Source organism: Brevundimonas sp. PWP3-1b1 (assembly GCF_049896065.1).
GTDB lineage: Bacteria > Pseudomonadota > Alphaproteobacteria > Caulobacterales > Caulobacteraceae > Brevundimonas > Brevundimonas intermedia_B.
In genome coordinates, this window is the sequence record NZ_JAFCTO010000001.1 from 1,164,912 (window position 1) to 1,181,320 (window position 16,409).

The window sequence follows — 16,409 nt, forward strand, 5'->3', positions numbered from 1 at the left end:
GGCCTTGAGACCGGGAGTCTGGATCCTCGGGACAGGCCCGAGGATGACGGAGGGTATGGGCGTTAGCGCGCCTGCCAGCCGCCGTCGACCGGCAGGATGGCGCCCTGGACATAGTCCGAGGCCCGGCTGGCCAGGAAGACGGCCGCGCCGCCCAGGTCCGAAGGCTCGCCCCAGCGCCCGGCCGGGATACGGCCCAGGATTTCGGCCGAACGGACCGGATCTTCGCGCAGGGCCTGGGTGTTGGCCGTGGCGAAATAGCCGGGGGCGATGGCGTTGGCGGTGATGCGGTGCGGGGCCCACTCGTTGGCCATCAGCTTGGTCAGACCGGCGACGCCCGACTTGGACGCCGTGTAGGAGGGCACGCGAATGCCGCCCTGGAAGGACAGCATGGAGGCGATGTTGATGATCTTGCCGCCGTCGCCCTGTTTGATGAACAGGCGGGCGACCGCCTGGCTCATGAAGAAGACCGTCTTCAGGTTGATGTTCATCACCAGATCCCAGTCGGCCTCGGTGAAGTCCACCGCGTCGGCGCGACGGATCAGGCCGGCGTTGTTCACCAGGATGTCGATCCGGCCCATGGCGGCCAAGGCTTCCTGAACCACGCGCTCGACCGGCTCGATGGAGGTCAGGTCGGCGCTGATGGCGTGGGCGCGACGGCCCAGGGCCTGGACCTTGGCGACCGTATCGTCGGAATCGGACAGGGCGACAGAGACGATGTCGGCGCCGGCCTCGGCCAGGGCCAGGGCGATGCCTTGGCCCAGACCCACGTTGCCGCCGGTGACCAGGGCGACCTTGCCGGTCAGGTCGAACGGATTGCTCATGTTTTTCTTCCTCTTGTCCTGATTACTTCAACTGGCAGATGTCGAGCTTGTACATGTCGGTGTAGTCGAGATTTTCGCCGCCCATGCCCCAGATGAAGGTGTAGTTCGACGTGCCAGCGCCCGTGTGGATCGACCACGGCGGGCAGATGACGGCCTCGCCGTCGGCGATGACGATGTGTCGCGACTTGTCCGGCTCGCCCATGAAGTGGAAGACCCGGTCGTCCTCGCCGAGGCCGAAATAGAGGTAGGCCTCGGAGCGGCGGTCGTGAATGTGCGGCGGCATGGTGTTCCACACCGAGCCGGGCTTGAGCACCGTCACGCCCAGCAGCAGCTGGCAGGACTTGACCTTGGCAGGCACGATGTACTGGTAGATCGTGCGCTCGTTCGAGGTTTCCAGCGCGCCCATTTCCAGCGGCACGGCTTCGTCGATCGAGATCTTGGTCAGGTCGTAGCGGGCGTGGGCCGGGGTGGCGACCAGATAAAATTTGGCGGGCTGGGCGGCGTCGTTCGAGGCGAAGCTGACGTCGCTGGACCCCATCGGCACATACAGGCCGTCGCGGAAGCCCAGTTCGATCGTTTCGCCGTCGACGGTGATCGAACCGGCGCCGCCGATATTGACCACGCCCAGTTCGCGGGCCTGCAAGAACGGCGCGCCGGCCAGCGACGGCGGCTCCGAATGGGTGGGCAGGGTCAGGGCGGTCCCGGCCGGGGTCGCGCCGCCGATGATCATGCGCTCGTGGTGGGAATAGTTCAGGCTGATCTTGCCGGGAACGAACAGGCCCTCGATCAGATAGCGATCCCGCAGCTGCTGGTTCGAAGCGCCGTCCATCATGTCCGGATGGGTGGCCTGATACACCTTGTCGTACATGGGGTCGTACATGCGGGTCTCCCTGGGAGCTCGCAGCGCGAGCCACGGTGACGGATCTTGCGTCCGTCCTTCTGTGGACTAGGTAACCGGTGTCATATTATGATGCAATGGATTACACCATAATCGCCGACATCTGTTCGGCATCGCTTCGCCACCGTCTTGAGGATTCCCCCATGAAGATCGCTCTCATCATCGAAAACAGCCAGGCCGCCAAAAGCGAGACGGTGCATGCCGCCCTGACCGCCGTCGCGGAGCCCCTGGGCCACGAAGTCTTCCACTATGGAATGTATGCGGCTGAGGACAAGGCGTCGCTGACCTATGTGATGAACGGCGTCCTGACCGGCATCCTGCTGAACTCGGGCGCGGCCGATTTCGTCGTCACCGGCTGCGGGACGGGCACGGGCTCGATGCTGGCCGCCAACGCCATGCCCGGCGTCTTCTGCGGTCTGATCATCGACCCGACCGACGCCTTCCTGTTCGGCCAGATCAATGACGGCAACGCCATCGCCATGCCCTACGCCAAGGGCTTCGGCTGGGCTGCGGAACTGAACCTGCAGGACGTCTATCGCAAGCTGTTCGAAGGCGAGCGGGGCCTGGGCTATCCCAAGGAGCGGGCCGAGATCATGCGCAAGAACCGCGGCGTGCTCAGCGACCTGAAGGCCGTGACCTGCCACGACATGCTGACGGTGCTGAGGACGATGGATCAGGACCTGCTGAAGGCCGCCATCGCCGGCGAGCGCTTCCAGGAATACTTCTTCGCCAACGCCACCGACGAAGGCATTCGCGAGTATCTGAAGGGCGTTCTCGCCGCCAAGCCCGTTCTCGAAACGGCTTAAGGCATAGAGGTCGGCGCGCAATCACGCGCGCCGACCGACTGTCTTCAAGCCGCAGGAATCGCCGACTTGCGCACCACCAGGGCCGGGCGGACTTCCGGCTGTCGCATCTTGGCCGGATCGACGCCGCGCATCGGCGCCAGCAGCTTCTCGGCCGCCATCCGTCCCATGTCGCGGATAGGCAGGCGCACGGACGTCAGATTGGGCCAGACCCGCGCCGCCATCGGCAAATCATCGAAGCCCACGACCGACAAATCGCGCGGCAGCTCCAGCCCGCGATCGCGCGCAGCCTGCATCACGCCTATGGCCATGTCGTCGTTCAGGGTGAAGATGGCGGTCGGCGGCGTGTCCAGCGACAGCAGGGCGTGCCCGGCCTCGACGCCCGATTCGAACGTATAGGCGCCCGTGAAATCATAAACGGGGTCCAGCGGGATCCCACGCTCGGCCAGGGCGTCCAGGAAGCCCTTGCCCCGCACCGCCGATGACCGGAAGGAATCCGGCCCGCGCACCAGGCCGATTCGCTTGTGTCCCAGATCGGCCAAATGCGCCGCCGCCTCGGCCGCGCCGACCCAGTCGTTGGTGACCACCATGGCCTGCGGCTCGTCCAGCGCCACCGAGGCGATGCGGACATAGGGGCAATCCAGTTCACGCAGCAGCGCGATGACCTGTTCGTCCTCCGACATCGACGGCGGCATGATGACGCCATATAGGCGCTGGCGCTCCACGAACCCGCGAATGTCTTCCAGGAGGGTGGGGGAATTGCGGCTGCACGGGTGGACGACGAGCTCCAGCCCCGACCCTTTCAGCGCGTCCAGAACGCCCTGCTGCATGTTCACGACATAGGTCGGGCTGGGGTTGTCGTAGATCAGACCGACTAGGAACGAGCGCCGGAACGCCAGTCCCCGCGCCTGGGGGTCGGGGGTGAAGCCCAGCGCCTTGATGACGGCGTTGACCCGTTCGCGCGTGTCTTCCTTGACGAACGGCGATTGGTTGATGACTCGCGAGACGGTCTTCTTGGAGACCTGCGCTTCTCTGGCGACATCGTTGATCGTGGCCCGCTTGCCCGGTTTGCCGGGTCGCGGATCGTCCTGAGCCAAGGTTCGGCTCCTTCTCTATGTGCAATGCAAAGGCATAGCCGCGACTCGCCGTCAGCGCCATGGGGCGTTGCTAAAGCGCATTGACACCGGTTTCCTTCGCCGCTCTTATCGAAGCTTGTTCACGAGGCAACTGCTTTGACTTCGACCCCTTCATTCGCGAGCCACGCCCTATGAGCGCGACGTCCGTCCCGGATTCCGGCTCGGCCGCTTCGCTGTCGGCCGATCACGCCGACATCGCTCGACAGTTCGTCGAGGCGCGCCTGGCTGCGCGCTGCACGCCCGACTATCCGGGCGCGATTCCCCAGAGCATGGCCGAATCCTACGCCATTCAGGACATCGCCATCGGCCTGTTCTCCGACGAGGTCGTGGGCTGGAAGGTGGGCGGCGTGCCGCCAGAGCAGCAGCCGAAACTGGGCATCCACCGCCTGGCCGGCGCCATTTTCGCGCGCAACGTCTGGCCCGCGCCCGGCGACACCGTCGTGCCTCTGCCCGAGATCGAGGGCGGTTTCGCCGCCGTCGAATCGGAGTTCATCGCCCGCATCGGCGCCGACGCCGATCCCTCCAAAACCGATTGGACCCTCGAAGAAGCCACGGCCGCCGTGGACAAGGTCTTCATCGGCGTCGAACTGGCCGGCAGCCCGCTTTCCGCAATCAACGACCTGGGCTCCGCCGTCGTCGCTTCCGACTTCGGCAACAACGGCGGGCTGATGATCGGCCCCGAGGTCGAGAACTGGCGCGAGCGGCTGGACAGCATCGAGGTCGAAACCGTCATCAACGGCGCCAGCGTCGGCACGGGCGGCTCGCTGTCGTTAGCCGGCGGCGCGATGGAATCGGTGCGCTTCCTGCTGGAGCATTGCGCGCGCTGGGGCCGTCCGCTGAAGGCGGGCACGCTGGTCTCGACCGGCGCCGTCACCGGCGTCCACCGCGTTCACGCGGGCGACGAGGCCGTGTGCATCTTCAAGGGTATCGCAGAACTTCATTGCTCGGTCGTCAGGGCCGAAGCCAAGTAAACATCATCGGACGCCCACCCCGCCGCCGTTCAGGGACGGAAAAGAGCAGGGACGCGTCGAGGACTACAGGAACGGGTGCTAACCATGACTGACGCTGCAAGCGCAGGTCCCATCAAGATCAAGGCGCCATCGCCGGGACGATACCGGTGGGTGGTCGTATGGCTGCTGTTCGCAGCCATGGTGATCAACTACGTCGACCGTCAGGCGATCGGGGTTCTGAAACCCACCCTGATGGAAGAGTTCGGCTGGACCGAGACCAACTACGCCGACATCATCTTCTGGTTCCAGGCGTCCTATGCCGTGTCCTACCTGCTGTGGGGACGGATCGTGGACCGGATCGGCGCCCGCTGGGGCTTCGGTCTGGCCTTCATCATCTGGCAGATCGCCTTTATCGCTCACGCCGGCATCCGCGGCATGGGCGGCGCCATCGCGGCCCGTGTGGCCCTGGGTATCGGCGAGGGCGGCGGCTTCCCCGCCGGCATCAAGGCCGTCACCGAGTGGTTCCCCAAGAAGGAGCGGGCGTTCGCCGTCGGCATCTTCAACGCAGGCACCAATATCGGCGCCATCCTGACGCCGCTGCTGATCCCGCTGATCGCCACCGTCTGGTTCGGTTCGCGCGAGAACCCGGCCTGGGAAATGGCCATCATCATCCTGGGCGTCGCCGGTCTGATCTGGGCGCCGATCTGGTTCCTGATCTATCGCGAGCCGCGCCAGCACAAGAAGGTCACGCCGGCCGAACTGGCCTTCATCGAACAGGATCCCGCCGATCCGGCCGAGAAGATCGGCTGGCTGAAGCTGCTGACAGTCAAGGAAACCTGGGCCTATGCGCTGGGCAAGTTCCTGATCGATCCGATCTGGTGGTTCTTCCTGTTCTGGCTGCCGGGCTTCCTGGGCTCGCAGTACAATCTGGACCTGCTGACCTTCGGCCCGCCGCTGATCGCCATCTATCTGATGTCCGACGTCGGTTCGGTGGGCGGCGGCTGGCTGTCCGGCCAGTTCCTGAAGCGCGGCATGAGCCTGAATGCGGCGCGCAAGTTGACCATGTTGATCTGCGCCCTGGCCGTCGTGCCCGTCGCCTTTGCTGGCATGGCCGCCAACGTCTGGGTCGCGGTGCTGATCATCGGCGTCGCCACGGCGGCCCACCAGGGCTTCTCGGCCAATCTGTACGCCATGCCGGGTGACGTCTTCCCGCGCTCGGCCGTGGGGTCGGTTGTCGGTATCGGCGGCATGATCGGCGGCTTCGGCGGCATGGCCATGGCCAAATACGCCGGCTACGTGCTGGATCAGATCGGCAGCTATACCCCCATCTTCATTGTGGCGGCCTCGGCCTACCTGCTGGCGCTTCTGGTGATCCATCTGATCACGCCGAGATACGAGCCGGCCAAGCTCTGAGGCTGAGTAGGGTTCGCCCGGCTTGACCAATGCAATGAGAGCGGCCGGGCGAGCGATCGTCCGGCCGTTTTCCGTTCAACCATGCGAGTCACGACGATGGATATGGAACGCAGGACACTTCTTGGACTGGCCGCAGGGGCCGGGATAGCCTTCAGCGTCAAGGACGCACGGGCGCAGACGATCGCCGACGGCGGACGCGCCGGCCCGGCCGATCCGACCGAGATCATCCGCCTGTGGCCCGACGGCGCGCCGGGCGGGGAGGGGGTGACGGTCACGCCGATCGTGCCCGAGCGTTCGACCGATCCCGCCTTCCACGACCGTTACGCACAATACACGACCGATCCGATCCTGACCGTGTTCCGGCCGGAGCGGCCGAACGGATCGGCCATGCTGCTGATCCCCGGCGGCGGCTATCGCTGGGCCGTGCTGGACAAGGAAGGTTACGACGTCGCCCGCGTCTTTGCGGCCAGCGGCACGACCTGTTTTGTGCTGCGCTATCGCTTGCCGGCCGACGGATGGGCCGCCGGGGCTGACGCCCCGCTTCAGGATGCGCAGCGCGCCATCCGCCTGATCCGCAGCCGGGCCGCCGACTATGGGGTCGATCCGAAGAAGATCGCCGTCCTCGGCGCCTCGGCCGGCGGGCATCTGGCGGGGCTGGCCAGTGCGCGCACGGATGCGACCTATGCTGCGACGGACGCCGCCGACGCCCTGTCGCTTCGCCCGGACCTGACCGTCTTGATGTATCCCGTGGAGACCATGGCGGACCCCTATGTCCACGCCGGATCGCGCACCCACCTGCTGGGGGAGACGCCGTCGCCGGAGCGGATCGCGGCCTATTCTCTGGAGCGGATGAACTGGCGGGGCGCGGCGCCCGTCTTCCTGCTGCACGCCATCGACGACGCCTCGGTGCCGGTCGAGAACAGCCTGCAACTGCTGACCACGTTCAAGGCCGCTGCGGTCCCGACCGAGGCGCACCTGTTCCAGGAAGGCGGCCACGGCTTCGGCGTCCGTCTGATCCAGGACAAGCCCGCCCAGGTCTGGCCCGATCTGGTTCGCGCCTGGGCCGGTCGGCTGAATTTCGCGCTTTAGGTTCCCGGCTGGATGTAGGGGATGGCCGAGAAGAAGGCCCGTTCGTCGCCACGTGGGTCGTCGGCCATGCGCGGCTGCACGTCCATCAGCATGGTCTGGCGGCGCGGCAACTCATAGCGGTCCCAGCGCGGCAGTCCGGCATGATTGGGGTCTCCGTCGCGGGCCAGGGCGATGAAGGCGTCGCTCATCCGGTCGGACAAGCCTTGCGCGCCGGGTCCTCGTGTCCGCGATCCGGCGGCCTCGACATTGTCGAAAACCAGAGGGATGTCGGCGGTATGGAAGGCGCCCTTGCGGCCCGAGGCCATCTCGCCGGGGAAGTCGAGCTGATAGACCCAGGCGGGCGCCCCGGCCTTGGCCCGTTCTTCCGCCTCGATCACTGCCCCGCGCCAGGACCGCCCCGCCGTCGTGGCGGCGATCAGCACCTGATCGGGCGACCAGTCGGGATGCATGGCGCGATAGCCTGCGATCACCGCCTCGGGCGTAATGTCGATGCGCATGACGCCGGGCGATAGGCGCGCGGGCAGAGTGTCCCACGTCAGGCCGACATTCTTGGTGTCATTGCCCATGAAGCCCAGCGTCTCTTCGCGGGTATTGCCGATGATCATCGGAATCGACCGACCCAGCGGCGCCGCGTCGGGATAGAAGGGATGGCGGGGCAGGGTGCGGAAATCGAGCACCGGCCCGAAATACAGGCCGCCGAAGCCCAGGATCGGATCCTCGGCGCTCTGTGCCTCCAGCAGCCGTTCGACGGGCATAGTCGCCGCCTCGGCCGCCCTGTCCGGCGTCAGGCCTAGGGCTTTCAGCCACGCCGTCGCCCGCGTCGTGGCGTTGATCGGGCCGGACGCCGTGACCTGCTGTCCGCTCATGGTCGCGGCGCGGTGGAACAGGCCCTGGGCTGCGGGCGTGGCCATCAGGGTGGCGATCTTGGCGCCCCCGCCCGACTGACCGAACAGCATGACCCGCGACGGGTCGCCGCCGAAGGCCGCGATATTGTCCCGCACCCATTGCAGCGCCAGGATCAGGTCCAACTGACCGACGTTGCCCGAATCCTCGAACCCCGGCGCCAGCCGCGCCAGATAGGCATAGCCGAAGACGTTCAGCCGGTGGTTCAGCGTGACCACCACCACATCGCCGCGCGCCGCCAGCCGCGTCCCGTCATACAGCGGGTCCGATCCCGATCCGCTCGAATAGGCGCCGCCGTGTATATAGACCATCACCGGCCGTCGTGCGGCGTCGGTCCCCGGCGTCCAGACGTTCAGGAACAGGCAGTCCTCGCTCTGATTCGCTTCCTCGCCGCGTTGGGGACTGGCCGCGCCGTATTCGGTGGCGCGGATTGGCGCGCGCCAAGTGACGGGCCGCTCCGGCGGCTGGAAACGTCGGGTCGGCGCGCCGTAACGCATGCCCTTGAAGACGTTGACTCCCTCGCGGCGCATTCCGACCACCGGTCCAGCCGTGGTGCGCACCTGGGGATCGCGAGAATCAGCTCTTGCCGCGAAGGGCAAGGCGGCGCCTGCGAGGCTGGCGGCGATGGCCGAGCGTCTGGTGATCATGTCGCCACACTGACAACAGGCTGAAGCACCGCTCTTACCGCCATCGGCGTGTAAAACACTGAAGTGTATGTCTTGAACATCATTCTTCCCTCCTATCGCCAGCGTCTTGCGCGCTGGGCGTTGGTTCAGAAGCCTCTGAGCACTGCTGTATTCGCTAGATTACAAATTCGAGATCATGGCGGTCACGTTCTTGCCACACGGCGACATGTGTGGCTAAACATTTATGACACCGGTAGCAGCAGCTTGGCGAACAAGCGCTGACACCGGTGTCGTCCGCCAGCAGCGGGCGGCTGAAACGGGGACATTTCGATCCTCGGTACGCCACACTTGGGAGGAGACAAGAGAATGACCCAACGCCACAAATTTGCGCGCCACGCGCTGGTCGCCACCGCCTCGCTGGGCGCGCTCGCCCTGGCCATGATGGCGCATGACGCCGCCGCCCAGACGGCCGAGGCCGCTGCCGCCCCGCAGGACGAAAATGCAACCGAGGTCGGCGAAATCGTCGTCACGGGCTTCCGCGCAAGCCTGCAAAACGCCCTGAACATAAAGCGCAACGAGGCCGGCGTCGTCGATGCCATTTCGGCCGAAGATATCGCTGACTTTCCCGACACCAACCTGGCCGAATCCATCCAGCGCATTCCCGGCGTTTCCATCGACCGCGACGCCGGAGAAGGCCGTTCAATCACCGTGCGCGGCCTGAGCTCGGAGTTTACGCGCACCCGCATCAACGGCATCGAGGCGCAGGCGACCACCAGCGCCACGGACTCCTCGGGTGGCGTGAACCGCGGCCGCGGCTTCGACTTTAACGTCTTTGCGTCCGAACTCTTCAACAACATCACGGTGCGCAAGACCGCTTCGGCCGAGGTCGAAGAGGGGTCGCTGGGAGCCACTGTCGATCTGAAGACCAGCCGCCCGTTCGACAAGCCGGGTTTCCAAGGCGCGATCTCTGGCCAGTATGGGTACAACGACCTTTCCGAAAACTGGGACCCGCGCTTCGCAGGCCTGATTTCCAACACCTGGGCCGACGGGCAGCTGGGCGCGCTGTTCTCGATCGCCTACAGCGAGAAGGAAAGCCTGGAAGAAGGCTTCAGCTCCGTTCGATGGGGGCCAGCCAGCGCCGATAGCGGCTTCCTGAATACAAGCGTCCTGCCGAACCCGGGCGGAACCTATCACCCGCGTATTCCCCGCTATGGTCGTCTAGAGCATGGGCAAAAGCGTCTCGGCGCTACCCTGTCGTTCCAGGCACGTCCGGATAACGGACCGACCCTGTTCACCTTCGACGCCCTGTATTCGAAGCTGGACTCGACCCGCAGCGAGAACTTCCTACAGGCCTGGTCGCTGAGCCGAAACGCGACGCAAGGCGGCAAGCCCCAGGTGGAAATCGTCGACTATGAGATCGATCCCAACACCGGCGAGATGATCTACGCCGAGCTCGACAATATGGATATCCGCAGCGAGCAGCGCTTCGATATCCTAGAGACCGAATTCACTCAGCTGACGTTCGGCGTCGAACACGAGTTCTCGGACAAGTTCCGCTTCAACGGCCTTGTCGGCCGCGCGGATTCGCAGTTCGGCAATCCGACGCAGGTCAGCGCCATCATCGACCGTCAGAACGTCGATGGCTACACGATCGATTTCCGTGACAACCGTGACCTGCCGTTGATTGGTTACGGCTTCGACGTCACTGATCCGGCGCAATGGTCCATTGTCGGCCCGACCGGCGCCCAGCCCCGTTCCGAACTCCGCTCCAGCTCGAATTTTCAGGACAACGTCTATTCGACCGCCGAGGCAAACTTCGTCTACGACCTGAACGATTGGCTGACCCTGAAGGCCGGCGCCAGCTGGAAGAAGTTCGAATCCAGCAGCCGAAGCTTCGCACGTCTCAACAACGGCGCGCCTGCACTGCCCGCCGGAGTAAGCTTGGCCGACGTCACGAACATGCTGGAGGACTTCGGCAGAAACCTGGATCTGCCGGCGGGTTCGGCGACTTCTTGGGTCCGTCCGGATCTGGGCGCGCTCGACGACGTCTGGAACTACAGTTGCAAGTGCAACACCGGAGTTTCGGGTGGCGATTTCCGGCTGCTCGGCCTCAACGAAAATACCTCGACCTTCGGCGGCTGGCGTGAAGTGTCGGAAGAAGACACCGGCGCTTATGTCCAGGCCGACTGGAACACGACGATCGGTTCAATACCCTTCCGCGGCAACGTCGGCGTCCGCCAGGTCAAGACCGAGGTCAACGCTCTCGGCTATTCCAACGTCGGCGGGGTGGCGACGCCCACGACCGGCGAAAACGAGTATGAAGACACGCTGCCGTCGCTGAACATCTCGCTGGAACCCTTTGAGGACCTGATCGTCCGGTTCGGCGCCGCCAAGGTCATGGCGCGTCCGCCGGTCGGCAGTCTGATCCCCGTGTTCGGCCTCAGCGCGTTGGATGCCGCTAACCGTACGGCGTCGCTCGGCAACGTGGCGCTGGACCCATATCGCGCCAAGACGTACGACCTTTCAGTCGAGTACTATTTCGCGCCTGAGGCCCTGCTGTCCTTCGCCTACTTCTACAAGGACATCTCGACCTATGTGCAAACGACGCAGCAGACGCTGACATATGCCCAACTTACGGCCCTGAACCCCGTCGCCTTCCCCGCGGCACCGAACCGTCCCGTGGGAGAAGAGTATGTCTTCAGCACGCCGACTAACACGCCAGGTGGCCCTCTGAAGGGCTTCGAGATCAGCTACCAGCAGACCTTCACCTTCTTGCCTGGTCTGTTCGCCAACCTGGGTGCTCAGCTGAACTACACACACGTCGAATCGGAAATCGACTACTGTACGGACTCGTCCTGCCGAGTGTTCGTGACCGAGGATTTGGTGAATTTGTCGCCGAACGCTTGGAACGCCACGCTTTATTATGACGACGGCAAATTCAATGCGCGGGTGTCTGCGGCTTATCGTGACGCCTATTACCAGTCCGTGCCTGGCTCGAACGGCGGCTCGAACGGCATCCCTTACCAGGGCAAGACCGAGACGACGACCATCGACGCTTCGGCCTCGTACAATCTCACCGAAAACCTCAGCGTGACGCTGGAAGGATTGAACCTCACCGACGAGGAAAATCGCCAGAACCACGGCGATCTCGACGGGCCGCGAGACAGCACCTACGTTTACCACCACACCGGCCGTCAGGTGTTCGTGGGCGCGCGTTACAGGTTCTGATGCGCGGGACGGGTTGCTTCAGTAGCCTGGCGCTCCAAATCGGAGATAACAAACGGGCGGTCGAAGGGCCGCCCGTTTTTTCGTGCTCGTAGCTAGGGCGAGGCGAACTGAGTCCGCAGGGAGATTGTCCCTAAGCGCGCATATTCTGTAGTTAGAATAGCTTATTCGGCGGTCGTCCGCGCCGAGGCTGACGGATGGCGGAGAGGGTGGGATTCGAACCCACGGTACCCTTCCAGGCACGCCGCATTTCGAGTGCGGTACATTCGACCACTCTGCCACCTCTCCGCGGCGCCGATATCGCTTGGTCGAGCGAGGGGCTTCTCTAATCGGAGCCGCAGCGCTTCGCAACCCGTCTGTGAAAGAAATCCGACGCTATCTTTGGGCGGGCAGGGACAGGCCCGGCGCGGCGCCGGTCTGGGCGTCCACGCCCTTGAATCGAAACAGTTCGGCGGGCCGGCCGCCTGTGGTCGAGGAGAGCTGTCCGGTGGGTTCGACCAGGCCCGTTCGCTCCACCCCGCGCCGGAAGTTCTGCTTGTGCAGGCTGAGACCCGAGACGGCCTCGGCGCCCGCCTGAAGCTGGGACAGGGTGAAGACGCCGGGGGTCAGGTCGAACAGGACCGGGCGGTATTTCAGCTTGCTGCGCAGGCGGCCAAGAGCGGTCGCCAGGATGCGTCGGTGATCCGAGGTCATGAGGCGGCCGGGCATGAGCTGGGGCGGGGGCTGACCGGCGTCGCGCCAGGCCTCGGCGACCAGGCGGGCCTCATAGAGCAGCTCGTAGCGCTCCAGCACCCGCTCCTCATTCCAGCGATGCGCGGGTGTCAGGGCGAACAGGGCGCGGGCGCGGGCCAGGCGGTGTTCGTCGCCGGCGGCCCAGGCAAGCAGGCCGTCGGTCAAGGCGGCGTCGTGGTCGCCGCGCCGGTCTTCCCAAGGGAAGAAGTCGAAGACGGCGTCCCAGCGGGCGTCGTGGGTCTGGCCCTCTGCGGCGTCGGGCGTCAGGGCCAGATAACCGACTGAGACCTCGCGGTGACGGCCAGGTCCGGGCGTGGCGCGCGGTGAGGCGCGGCCGGCGTCGCCGAAGGTGTAGAGCTGTTCGACGAAGCCCAGGCGGAAACCGGTCTGGGCCGTCACGAAGTCACGCAGGGCGCGCTCGAACGTTCGATCGCGCAGCGGGTCGAAGGGGCCGAAGGGCAGGGCGCGCGACCCGTCCTCGGCTGGGGTGGTCAGGACGACGGCCTGGCGGGCCTTCAGGGTCATGACGACCGCCGACAGACCGATGCGCACGCCGTCCTCCGCCCCCTGGGTCATGGCGTTATTCCGTGTGCCAGGCGTCGTCGGCGGGGATCAGGCCGACCGCGCCGGCGAGGACACGGTAGCGTTCCAGATAGCGGGCCTGGGCGACCGGGGCGGGCTGGGGTTCGATGATCAGGCTGTAGCCCTCTGGCGGGCTGCCGAAGAAGCCCAGCGATTCCTTTTCGGTGAATCCGGCCAATTGCGTCGCCTCGAAAAAGGCGCAGGCCTTGTCGGCCTTCTTGATCAGGGTCTTGATTGTCTGCGGCGTCTTGGGCGGCAGGCCGTAACGCAGGTGGATGGCGGCCTCCAGCCGGGCCTCGAAGTCCTTGTAGCCCGAACCCAGGGCCGCCTTGAACGGCGAGATCATGTCGCCGATGACATATTCAGAGGCGTCATGCAGCAGTGCGGCCAGGCGCCATTTCGGATCCAGGCCGGGCTTGATGTGGGCGGCGATTTCTTCGACGACGCAGGAGTGCTGGGCGACCGAGAAGGCGTGTTCGCCGATGGTCTGGCCGTTCCAGCGCGCGACGCGAGCCAGGCCATGGGCGATGTCTTCGATCTCGATGTCGAAGGGCGAGGGATCGAGCAGGTCCAGACGACGGCCTGACAGCATGCGCTGCCATGCGCGCGGTGCGTTCTTCTTGGGTGTGCGCTCGGCCAAAGGGCGTGTCCTGATCGCTTGTCGGGGGGTCAGGTGACCCAAAGACGCGCTGGGATCAAGCCGCATGGGCCCATCCGCGCCGATGGACGATGAAAAGGGGCCCTTTCGACGGGCGTCAGCGGCCGACGTTCAGCGAGACCAGATCCTTGGCATCGTCGAAGATGCGGCCGTTCTCGCGATCCTTTGATCGGACCACGGCGACCACGATAGGGCCTCCGCTGGGGCCTCTGGCCTCGAACCCGACCTGGCGCCAGCCGGCGTTGCTGGGCTGATCGTCGGCCAGGATGTAGGTCATGCGGGTGGCGGCGCCCGGCGCGCGGGTGCGCACGCGTGTGGAGTTGTCGTTGGTGTCGATGCTGACGCTGGAGGTTTCCGTGCGGGTGTTCTGTCCATCCTTGGACTGGATGTTGATGCCGCCGATACGGACGCTGGCGTTGTCGCCCTGGGTCTCGATTTTCAGGCCGGGCAGATTGACCGAGGCGTCGTCGCCATGCGCCTTGATATCGACACCGGGCGCTTGGACCGAGGCGGTCTCGGTCGGATCTGTCGTCGATGGCGCGGGCGAGGCGTCGCCAGCGCCAGGAGCCAGACGCGCCGCAGTGTGGGGCAGGTCCGTGCTGGCCCGCGTTTCGAAGTCGCGCAGCACGTCATCGACGGAACGTCCGTCCAGCTTGACCAGATGCAACACCACATCGGCGCCCTTGGGGCCGCCATAGACGCAGCTCGTGCCGCCGGCCGCGATCAAACCCTTGCGGGTCAGCACGCCGACACTGTCGGGGCACTGGAGGGCGTCGATGACCTTCAGGACGCCCGCGCCTTGATCGTCACCGGACGAGGTGGTGGTGATGCGGACCGAACTGTCGCCGTCGCAGGCGGTCAGGCTGGCGCTGACGGCTAGATAAAGCAGGATATGACGCATGGTCGAACCTCTCGTGGCCTCCATACTGCGCGTCGCGGCCGTGCGATCCAGTGAAATCGCGGTAATCACAGGTCAGCCGCCGGGGCGCGAGCCTTCGCGACGGTTCAGGAAGGCCAGGCGTTCGAACAGATGCACGTCCTGTTCGTTCTTCAACAGGGCGCCGTGCAGAGGCGGGATCAGCTTGTTGGGCGTCTTCTCGCGCAGGGTCTCGGCGTCGATGTCCTCGACCAGCAACAGCTTCAGCCAATCCAGAAGTTCAGATGTGGAGGGCTTCTTCTTGAGCCCCGGCGTGTCGCGGATTTCGTAGAAGGTCTTCAGCGCCTCCGAGACCAGTCGTGGCTTGATGCCGGGGAAGTGGACATCGACGATGGCCGACAGGGTCTCGGCGTCCGGGAAGCGGATGAAGTGGAAGAAGCAGCGGCGCAGGAAGGCGTCGGGCAGTTCTTTTTCGTTGTTCGAGGTGATGATGACGATCGGGCGGACCTCGGCGCGGATCGTCTCGTCGGTCTCCTGGACGTAGAACTCCATGCGATCCAGTTCCTGCAACAGGTCGTTGGGGAACTCGATATCGGCCTTGTCGATCTCGTCGATCAGAAGGACGGGGCGGGCAGGGGCGGTGAAGGCCTCCCACAGCTTGCCCTTCTTCAGATAGTTGCGGACGTCATGAACGCGCGCCTCGCCCAGCTGGCTGTCGCGCAGACGGCTAACGGCGTCATATTCATAAAGACCGCTGTGGGCCTTGGTCGTGGATTTGACGTGCCAGGTGATCAGGGGCGCGTCGAACGCCTTGGCGATCTCGTAGGCCAGGACCGTCTTGCCGGTGCCGGGTTCGCCCTTGATCAGCAGGGGGCGTTCCAGCGCGACGGCGGCGTTGACCGCCACCTTCAGATCGCCGGTGGCGATGTATCGATCTGTGCCTTCGAACCGGCTCATGAAAAACCCACTCCGTGTCTCCACGAAGTGGGTAGCGGATCGCCATCCGCATGAACAGTGATCAGGTGATGCGTTTGGCCGAGACGGGATCACTGGCGGGGAAAGTCTCTTCCAGGCCTTCATCGACCAGGGCCTCCTGGCGGCTTTCGTTCTTTTCGATCTTGTCCAACTGATCGGGCATACCGTCTTCGGACGGGCTGCGCTTGGCGTGAGGGGTGTCGGACGAGGCGTCGTGGCGGGCCTTGTGATCGGTCATGTCGATGTCTCCCTTATCGAGCTGGGGTGTCTTGATCGCCATCCGGGCCGTAGCCCAGATCGGAGATGTCGTCGTCAGAGAGGCGTTTGGCCTCCCAATGGGCGGCGCTGGCCTGGGCCCCGCGTTCATTTTCCATCAAGCCGGAATAGACGAGTTCGATTTCGTTGGGCGCTGATTGGGGCTCGCCGTCGGGATCGGACTGGCTGCGGGTTTCGCCGTCCACACCCAGTAGGGCGTCGGCCTCTCGCTCGATCCCGTCCAACGACAGTTGATCGTCGAGATCGACCTCGGCGTCCTCGTCGAACTCCTCTTCGTCGGCGTCACCGTCGGCTTGCGTCACGTCCAAGACCTGATCGGCTTCGTCGAGCAGGAACTCACCGTCGCCTTCGTCGTCCAGATGGGTCTCGTCGAAAGTTTCCGACTGTTCCTGGTCGTCCTGATAATCGTTGTCCGGCATGGTCGTCTCCTCTTCGAGAAACCAAC

Annotated in this window: 15 protein-coding genes and 1 tRNA gene; 5 read left to right on the plus strand and 11 right to left on the minus strand. The window is 65.0% G+C overall.

The features are described from left to right. Positions 1 to 62: 62 nt before the first annotated feature. Both kduD and kduI read right to left on the minus strand, forming a co-directional pair. Positions 63 to 821: a 2-dehydro-3-deoxy-D-gluconate 5-dehydrogenase KduD gene (gene kduD / locus ACP69V_RS05645; protein ID WP_159850826.1), complete on the minus strand. Its 759-nt coding sequence runs from the start codon at positions 819 to 821 to the stop codon at positions 63 to 65. Between the two features lie 22 nt (positions 822 to 843). Further along, complete coding sequence (kduI, locus tag ACP69V_RS05650; protein WP_426024038.1) at positions 844 to 1,689, minus strand: 5-dehydro-4-deoxy-D-glucuronate isomerase; 846 nt, start codon at positions 1,687 to 1,689, stop codon at positions 844 to 846. Between the two features lie 173 nt (positions 1,690 to 1,862). On the opposite strand from kduI, the gene ACP69V_RS05655 reads away from it, so the two are divergent. Continuing rightward, a complete protein-coding gene (locus ACP69V_RS05655; RefSeq protein WP_426023013.1) occupies positions 1,863 to 2,525 on the plus strand; it encodes an RpiB/LacA/LacB family sugar-phosphate isomerase in 663 nt (220 codons plus the stop codon). A 44-nt stretch (positions 2,526 to 2,569) separates the two neighbouring features. Here the strand turns inward: ACP69V_RS05655 and ACP69V_RS05660 are convergent, their stop codons facing one another. Beyond that, positions 2,570 to 3,619: a LacI family DNA-binding transcriptional regulator gene (locus tag ACP69V_RS05660; RefSeq protein WP_426023014.1), complete on the minus strand. Its 1,050-nt coding sequence runs from the start codon at positions 3,617 to 3,619 to the stop codon at positions 2,570 to 2,572. A 170-nt stretch (positions 3,620 to 3,789) separates the two neighbouring features. On the opposite strand from ACP69V_RS05660, the gene ACP69V_RS05665 reads away from it, so the two are divergent. The 3 genes from ACP69V_RS05665 (at position 3,790) to ACP69V_RS05675 (ending at position 7,110) form a co-directional block, all read left to right on the plus strand. Next, entirely contained in the window at positions 3,790 to 4,629 is an 840-nt protein-coding gene (locus tag ACP69V_RS05665; RefSeq protein ID WP_426023015.1) for a 2-keto-4-pentenoate hydratase, read from the plus strand. A gap of 84 nt (positions 4,630 to 4,713) precedes the next feature. Further along, entirely contained in the window at positions 4,714 to 6,021 is a 1,308-nt protein-coding gene (locus tag ACP69V_RS05670; RefSeq protein ID WP_426023016.1) for an MFS transporter, read from the plus strand. 102 nt (positions 6,022 to 6,123) lie between these two features. Next, positions 6,124 to 7,110 carry an alpha/beta hydrolase gene (locus ACP69V_RS05675; RefSeq protein WP_426023017.1) on the plus strand — a complete coding sequence of 329 codons (987 nt, stop codon included), beginning with the start codon at positions 6,124 to 6,126 and terminating at the stop codon, positions 7,108 to 7,110. Here ACP69V_RS05675 and ACP69V_RS05680 read toward each other — a convergent pair. Further along, positions 7,107 to 8,660 (minus strand): carboxylesterase/lipase family protein, encoded by a 1,554-nt coding sequence (locus ACP69V_RS05680; protein WP_426023018.1) that lies wholly within the window; start codon positions 8,658 to 8,660, stop codon positions 7,107 to 7,109. The genes ACP69V_RS05675 and ACP69V_RS05680 overlap by 4 nt on opposite strands. Positions 8,661 to 9,005: 345 nt before the next feature. Here ACP69V_RS05680 and ACP69V_RS05685 point away from each other — a divergent pair, with 345 nt between their 5' ends. Further along, the gene (locus tag ACP69V_RS05685; RefSeq protein ID WP_426023019.1) at positions 9,006 to 11,867 is read left to right on the plus strand and encodes a TonB-dependent receptor; all 2,862 of its coding nucleotides are present in this window, start codon (positions 9,006 to 9,008) and stop codon (positions 11,865 to 11,867) included. A gap of 195 nt (positions 11,868 to 12,062) precedes the next feature. Here the strand turns inward: ACP69V_RS05685 and ACP69V_RS05690 are convergent. From ACP69V_RS05690 to ACP69V_RS05720, 7 genes are all read right to left on the minus strand, one after another. Continuing rightward, positions 12,063 to 12,152, minus strand: a tRNA-Ser gene (locus ACP69V_RS05690). Positions 12,153 to 12,239: 87 nt separating this feature from the next. Further along, entirely contained in the window at positions 12,240 to 13,172 is a 933-nt protein-coding gene (locus tag ACP69V_RS05695) for an NUDIX hydrolase (RefSeq protein WP_426023020.1), read from the minus strand. 4 nt (positions 13,173 to 13,176) lie between these two features. Next, positions 13,177 to 13,818 (minus strand): YfbR-like 5'-deoxynucleotidase, encoded by a 642-nt coding sequence (locus tag ACP69V_RS05700; RefSeq protein ID WP_426023021.1) that lies wholly within the window; start codon positions 13,816 to 13,818, stop codon positions 13,177 to 13,179. 115 nt (positions 13,819 to 13,933) lie between these two features. Continuing rightward, positions 13,934 to 14,737, minus strand: a complete 804-nt coding sequence (locus ACP69V_RS05705) for a methyltransferase type 11 (RefSeq protein ID WP_426023022.1) — start codon at positions 14,735 to 14,737, stop codon at positions 13,934 to 13,936. A gap of 72 nt (positions 14,738 to 14,809) precedes the next feature. Further along, positions 14,810 to 15,670 (minus strand): AAA family ATPase, encoded by an 861-nt coding sequence (locus tag ACP69V_RS05710; RefSeq protein ID WP_426023023.1) that lies wholly within the window; start codon positions 15,668 to 15,670, stop codon positions 14,810 to 14,812. 61 nt (positions 15,671 to 15,731) lie between these two features. Further along, entirely contained in the window at positions 15,732 to 15,926 is a 195-nt protein-coding gene (locus ACP69V_RS05715; protein ID WP_426023024.1) for a hypothetical protein, read from the minus strand. 13 nt (positions 15,927 to 15,939) lie between these two features. Further along, on the minus strand, positions 15,940 to 16,383 hold the full coding sequence (locus ACP69V_RS05720; RefSeq protein ID WP_426023025.1) for a hypothetical protein: 444 nt from the start codon (positions 16,381 to 16,383) through the stop codon (positions 15,940 to 15,942). Positions 16,384 to 16,409: the final 26 nt, after the last annotated feature.

Excerpts from the sequence above, each read along its gene's own strand:
- ACP69V_RS05710 (WP_426023023.1), bottom strand. The coding sequence starts at position 15,670 with ATGAGCCGGTTCGAAGGCACAGATCGATACATCGCCACCGGCGATCTG.
- ACP69V_RS05675 (WP_426023017.1), top strand. The coding sequence starts at position 6,124 with ATGGAACGCAGGACACTTCTTGGACTGGCCGCAGGGGCCGGGATAGCC.
- ACP69V_RS05685 (WP_426023019.1), top strand. The coding sequence starts at position 9,006 with ATGACCCAACGCCACAAATTTGCGCGCCACGCGCTGGTCGCCACCGCC.
- ACP69V_RS05680 (WP_426023018.1), bottom strand. The coding sequence starts at position 8,660 with ATGATCACCAGACGCTCGGCCATCGCCGCCAGCCTCGCAGGCGCCGCC.
- ACP69V_RS05655 (WP_426023013.1), top strand. The coding sequence starts at position 1,863 with ATGAAGATCGCTCTCATCATCGAAAACAGCCAGGCCGCCAAAAGCGAG.
- ACP69V_RS05665 (WP_426023015.1), top strand. The coding sequence starts at position 3,790 with ATGAGCGCGACGTCCGTCCCGGATTCCGGCTCGGCCGCTTCGCTGTCG.
- ACP69V_RS05715 (WP_426023024.1), bottom strand. The coding sequence starts at position 15,926 with ATGACCGATCACAAGGCCCGCCACGACGCCTCGTCCGACACCCCTCAC.
- kduI (WP_426024038.1), bottom strand. The coding sequence starts at position 1,689 with ATGTACGACAAGGTGTATCAGGCCACCCATCCGGACATGATGGACGGC.
- ACP69V_RS05670 (WP_426023016.1), top strand. The coding sequence starts at position 4,714 with ATGACTGACGCTGCAAGCGCAGGTCCCATCAAGATCAAGGCGCCATCG.
- ACP69V_RS05720 (WP_426023025.1), bottom strand. The coding sequence starts at position 16,383 with ATGCCGGACAACGATTATCAGGACGACCAGGAACAGTCGGAAACTTTC.
- ACP69V_RS05705 (WP_426023022.1), bottom strand. The coding sequence starts at position 14,737 with ATGCGTCATATCCTGCTTTATCTAGCCGTCAGCGCCAGCCTGACCGCC.
- ACP69V_RS05695 (WP_426023020.1), bottom strand. The coding sequence starts at position 13,172 with ATGACCCAGGGGGCGGAGGACGGCGTGCGCATCGGTCTGTCGGCGGTC.
- kduD (WP_159850826.1), bottom strand. The coding sequence starts at position 821 with ATGAGCAATCCGTTCGACCTGACCGGCAAGGTCGCCCTGGTCACCGGC.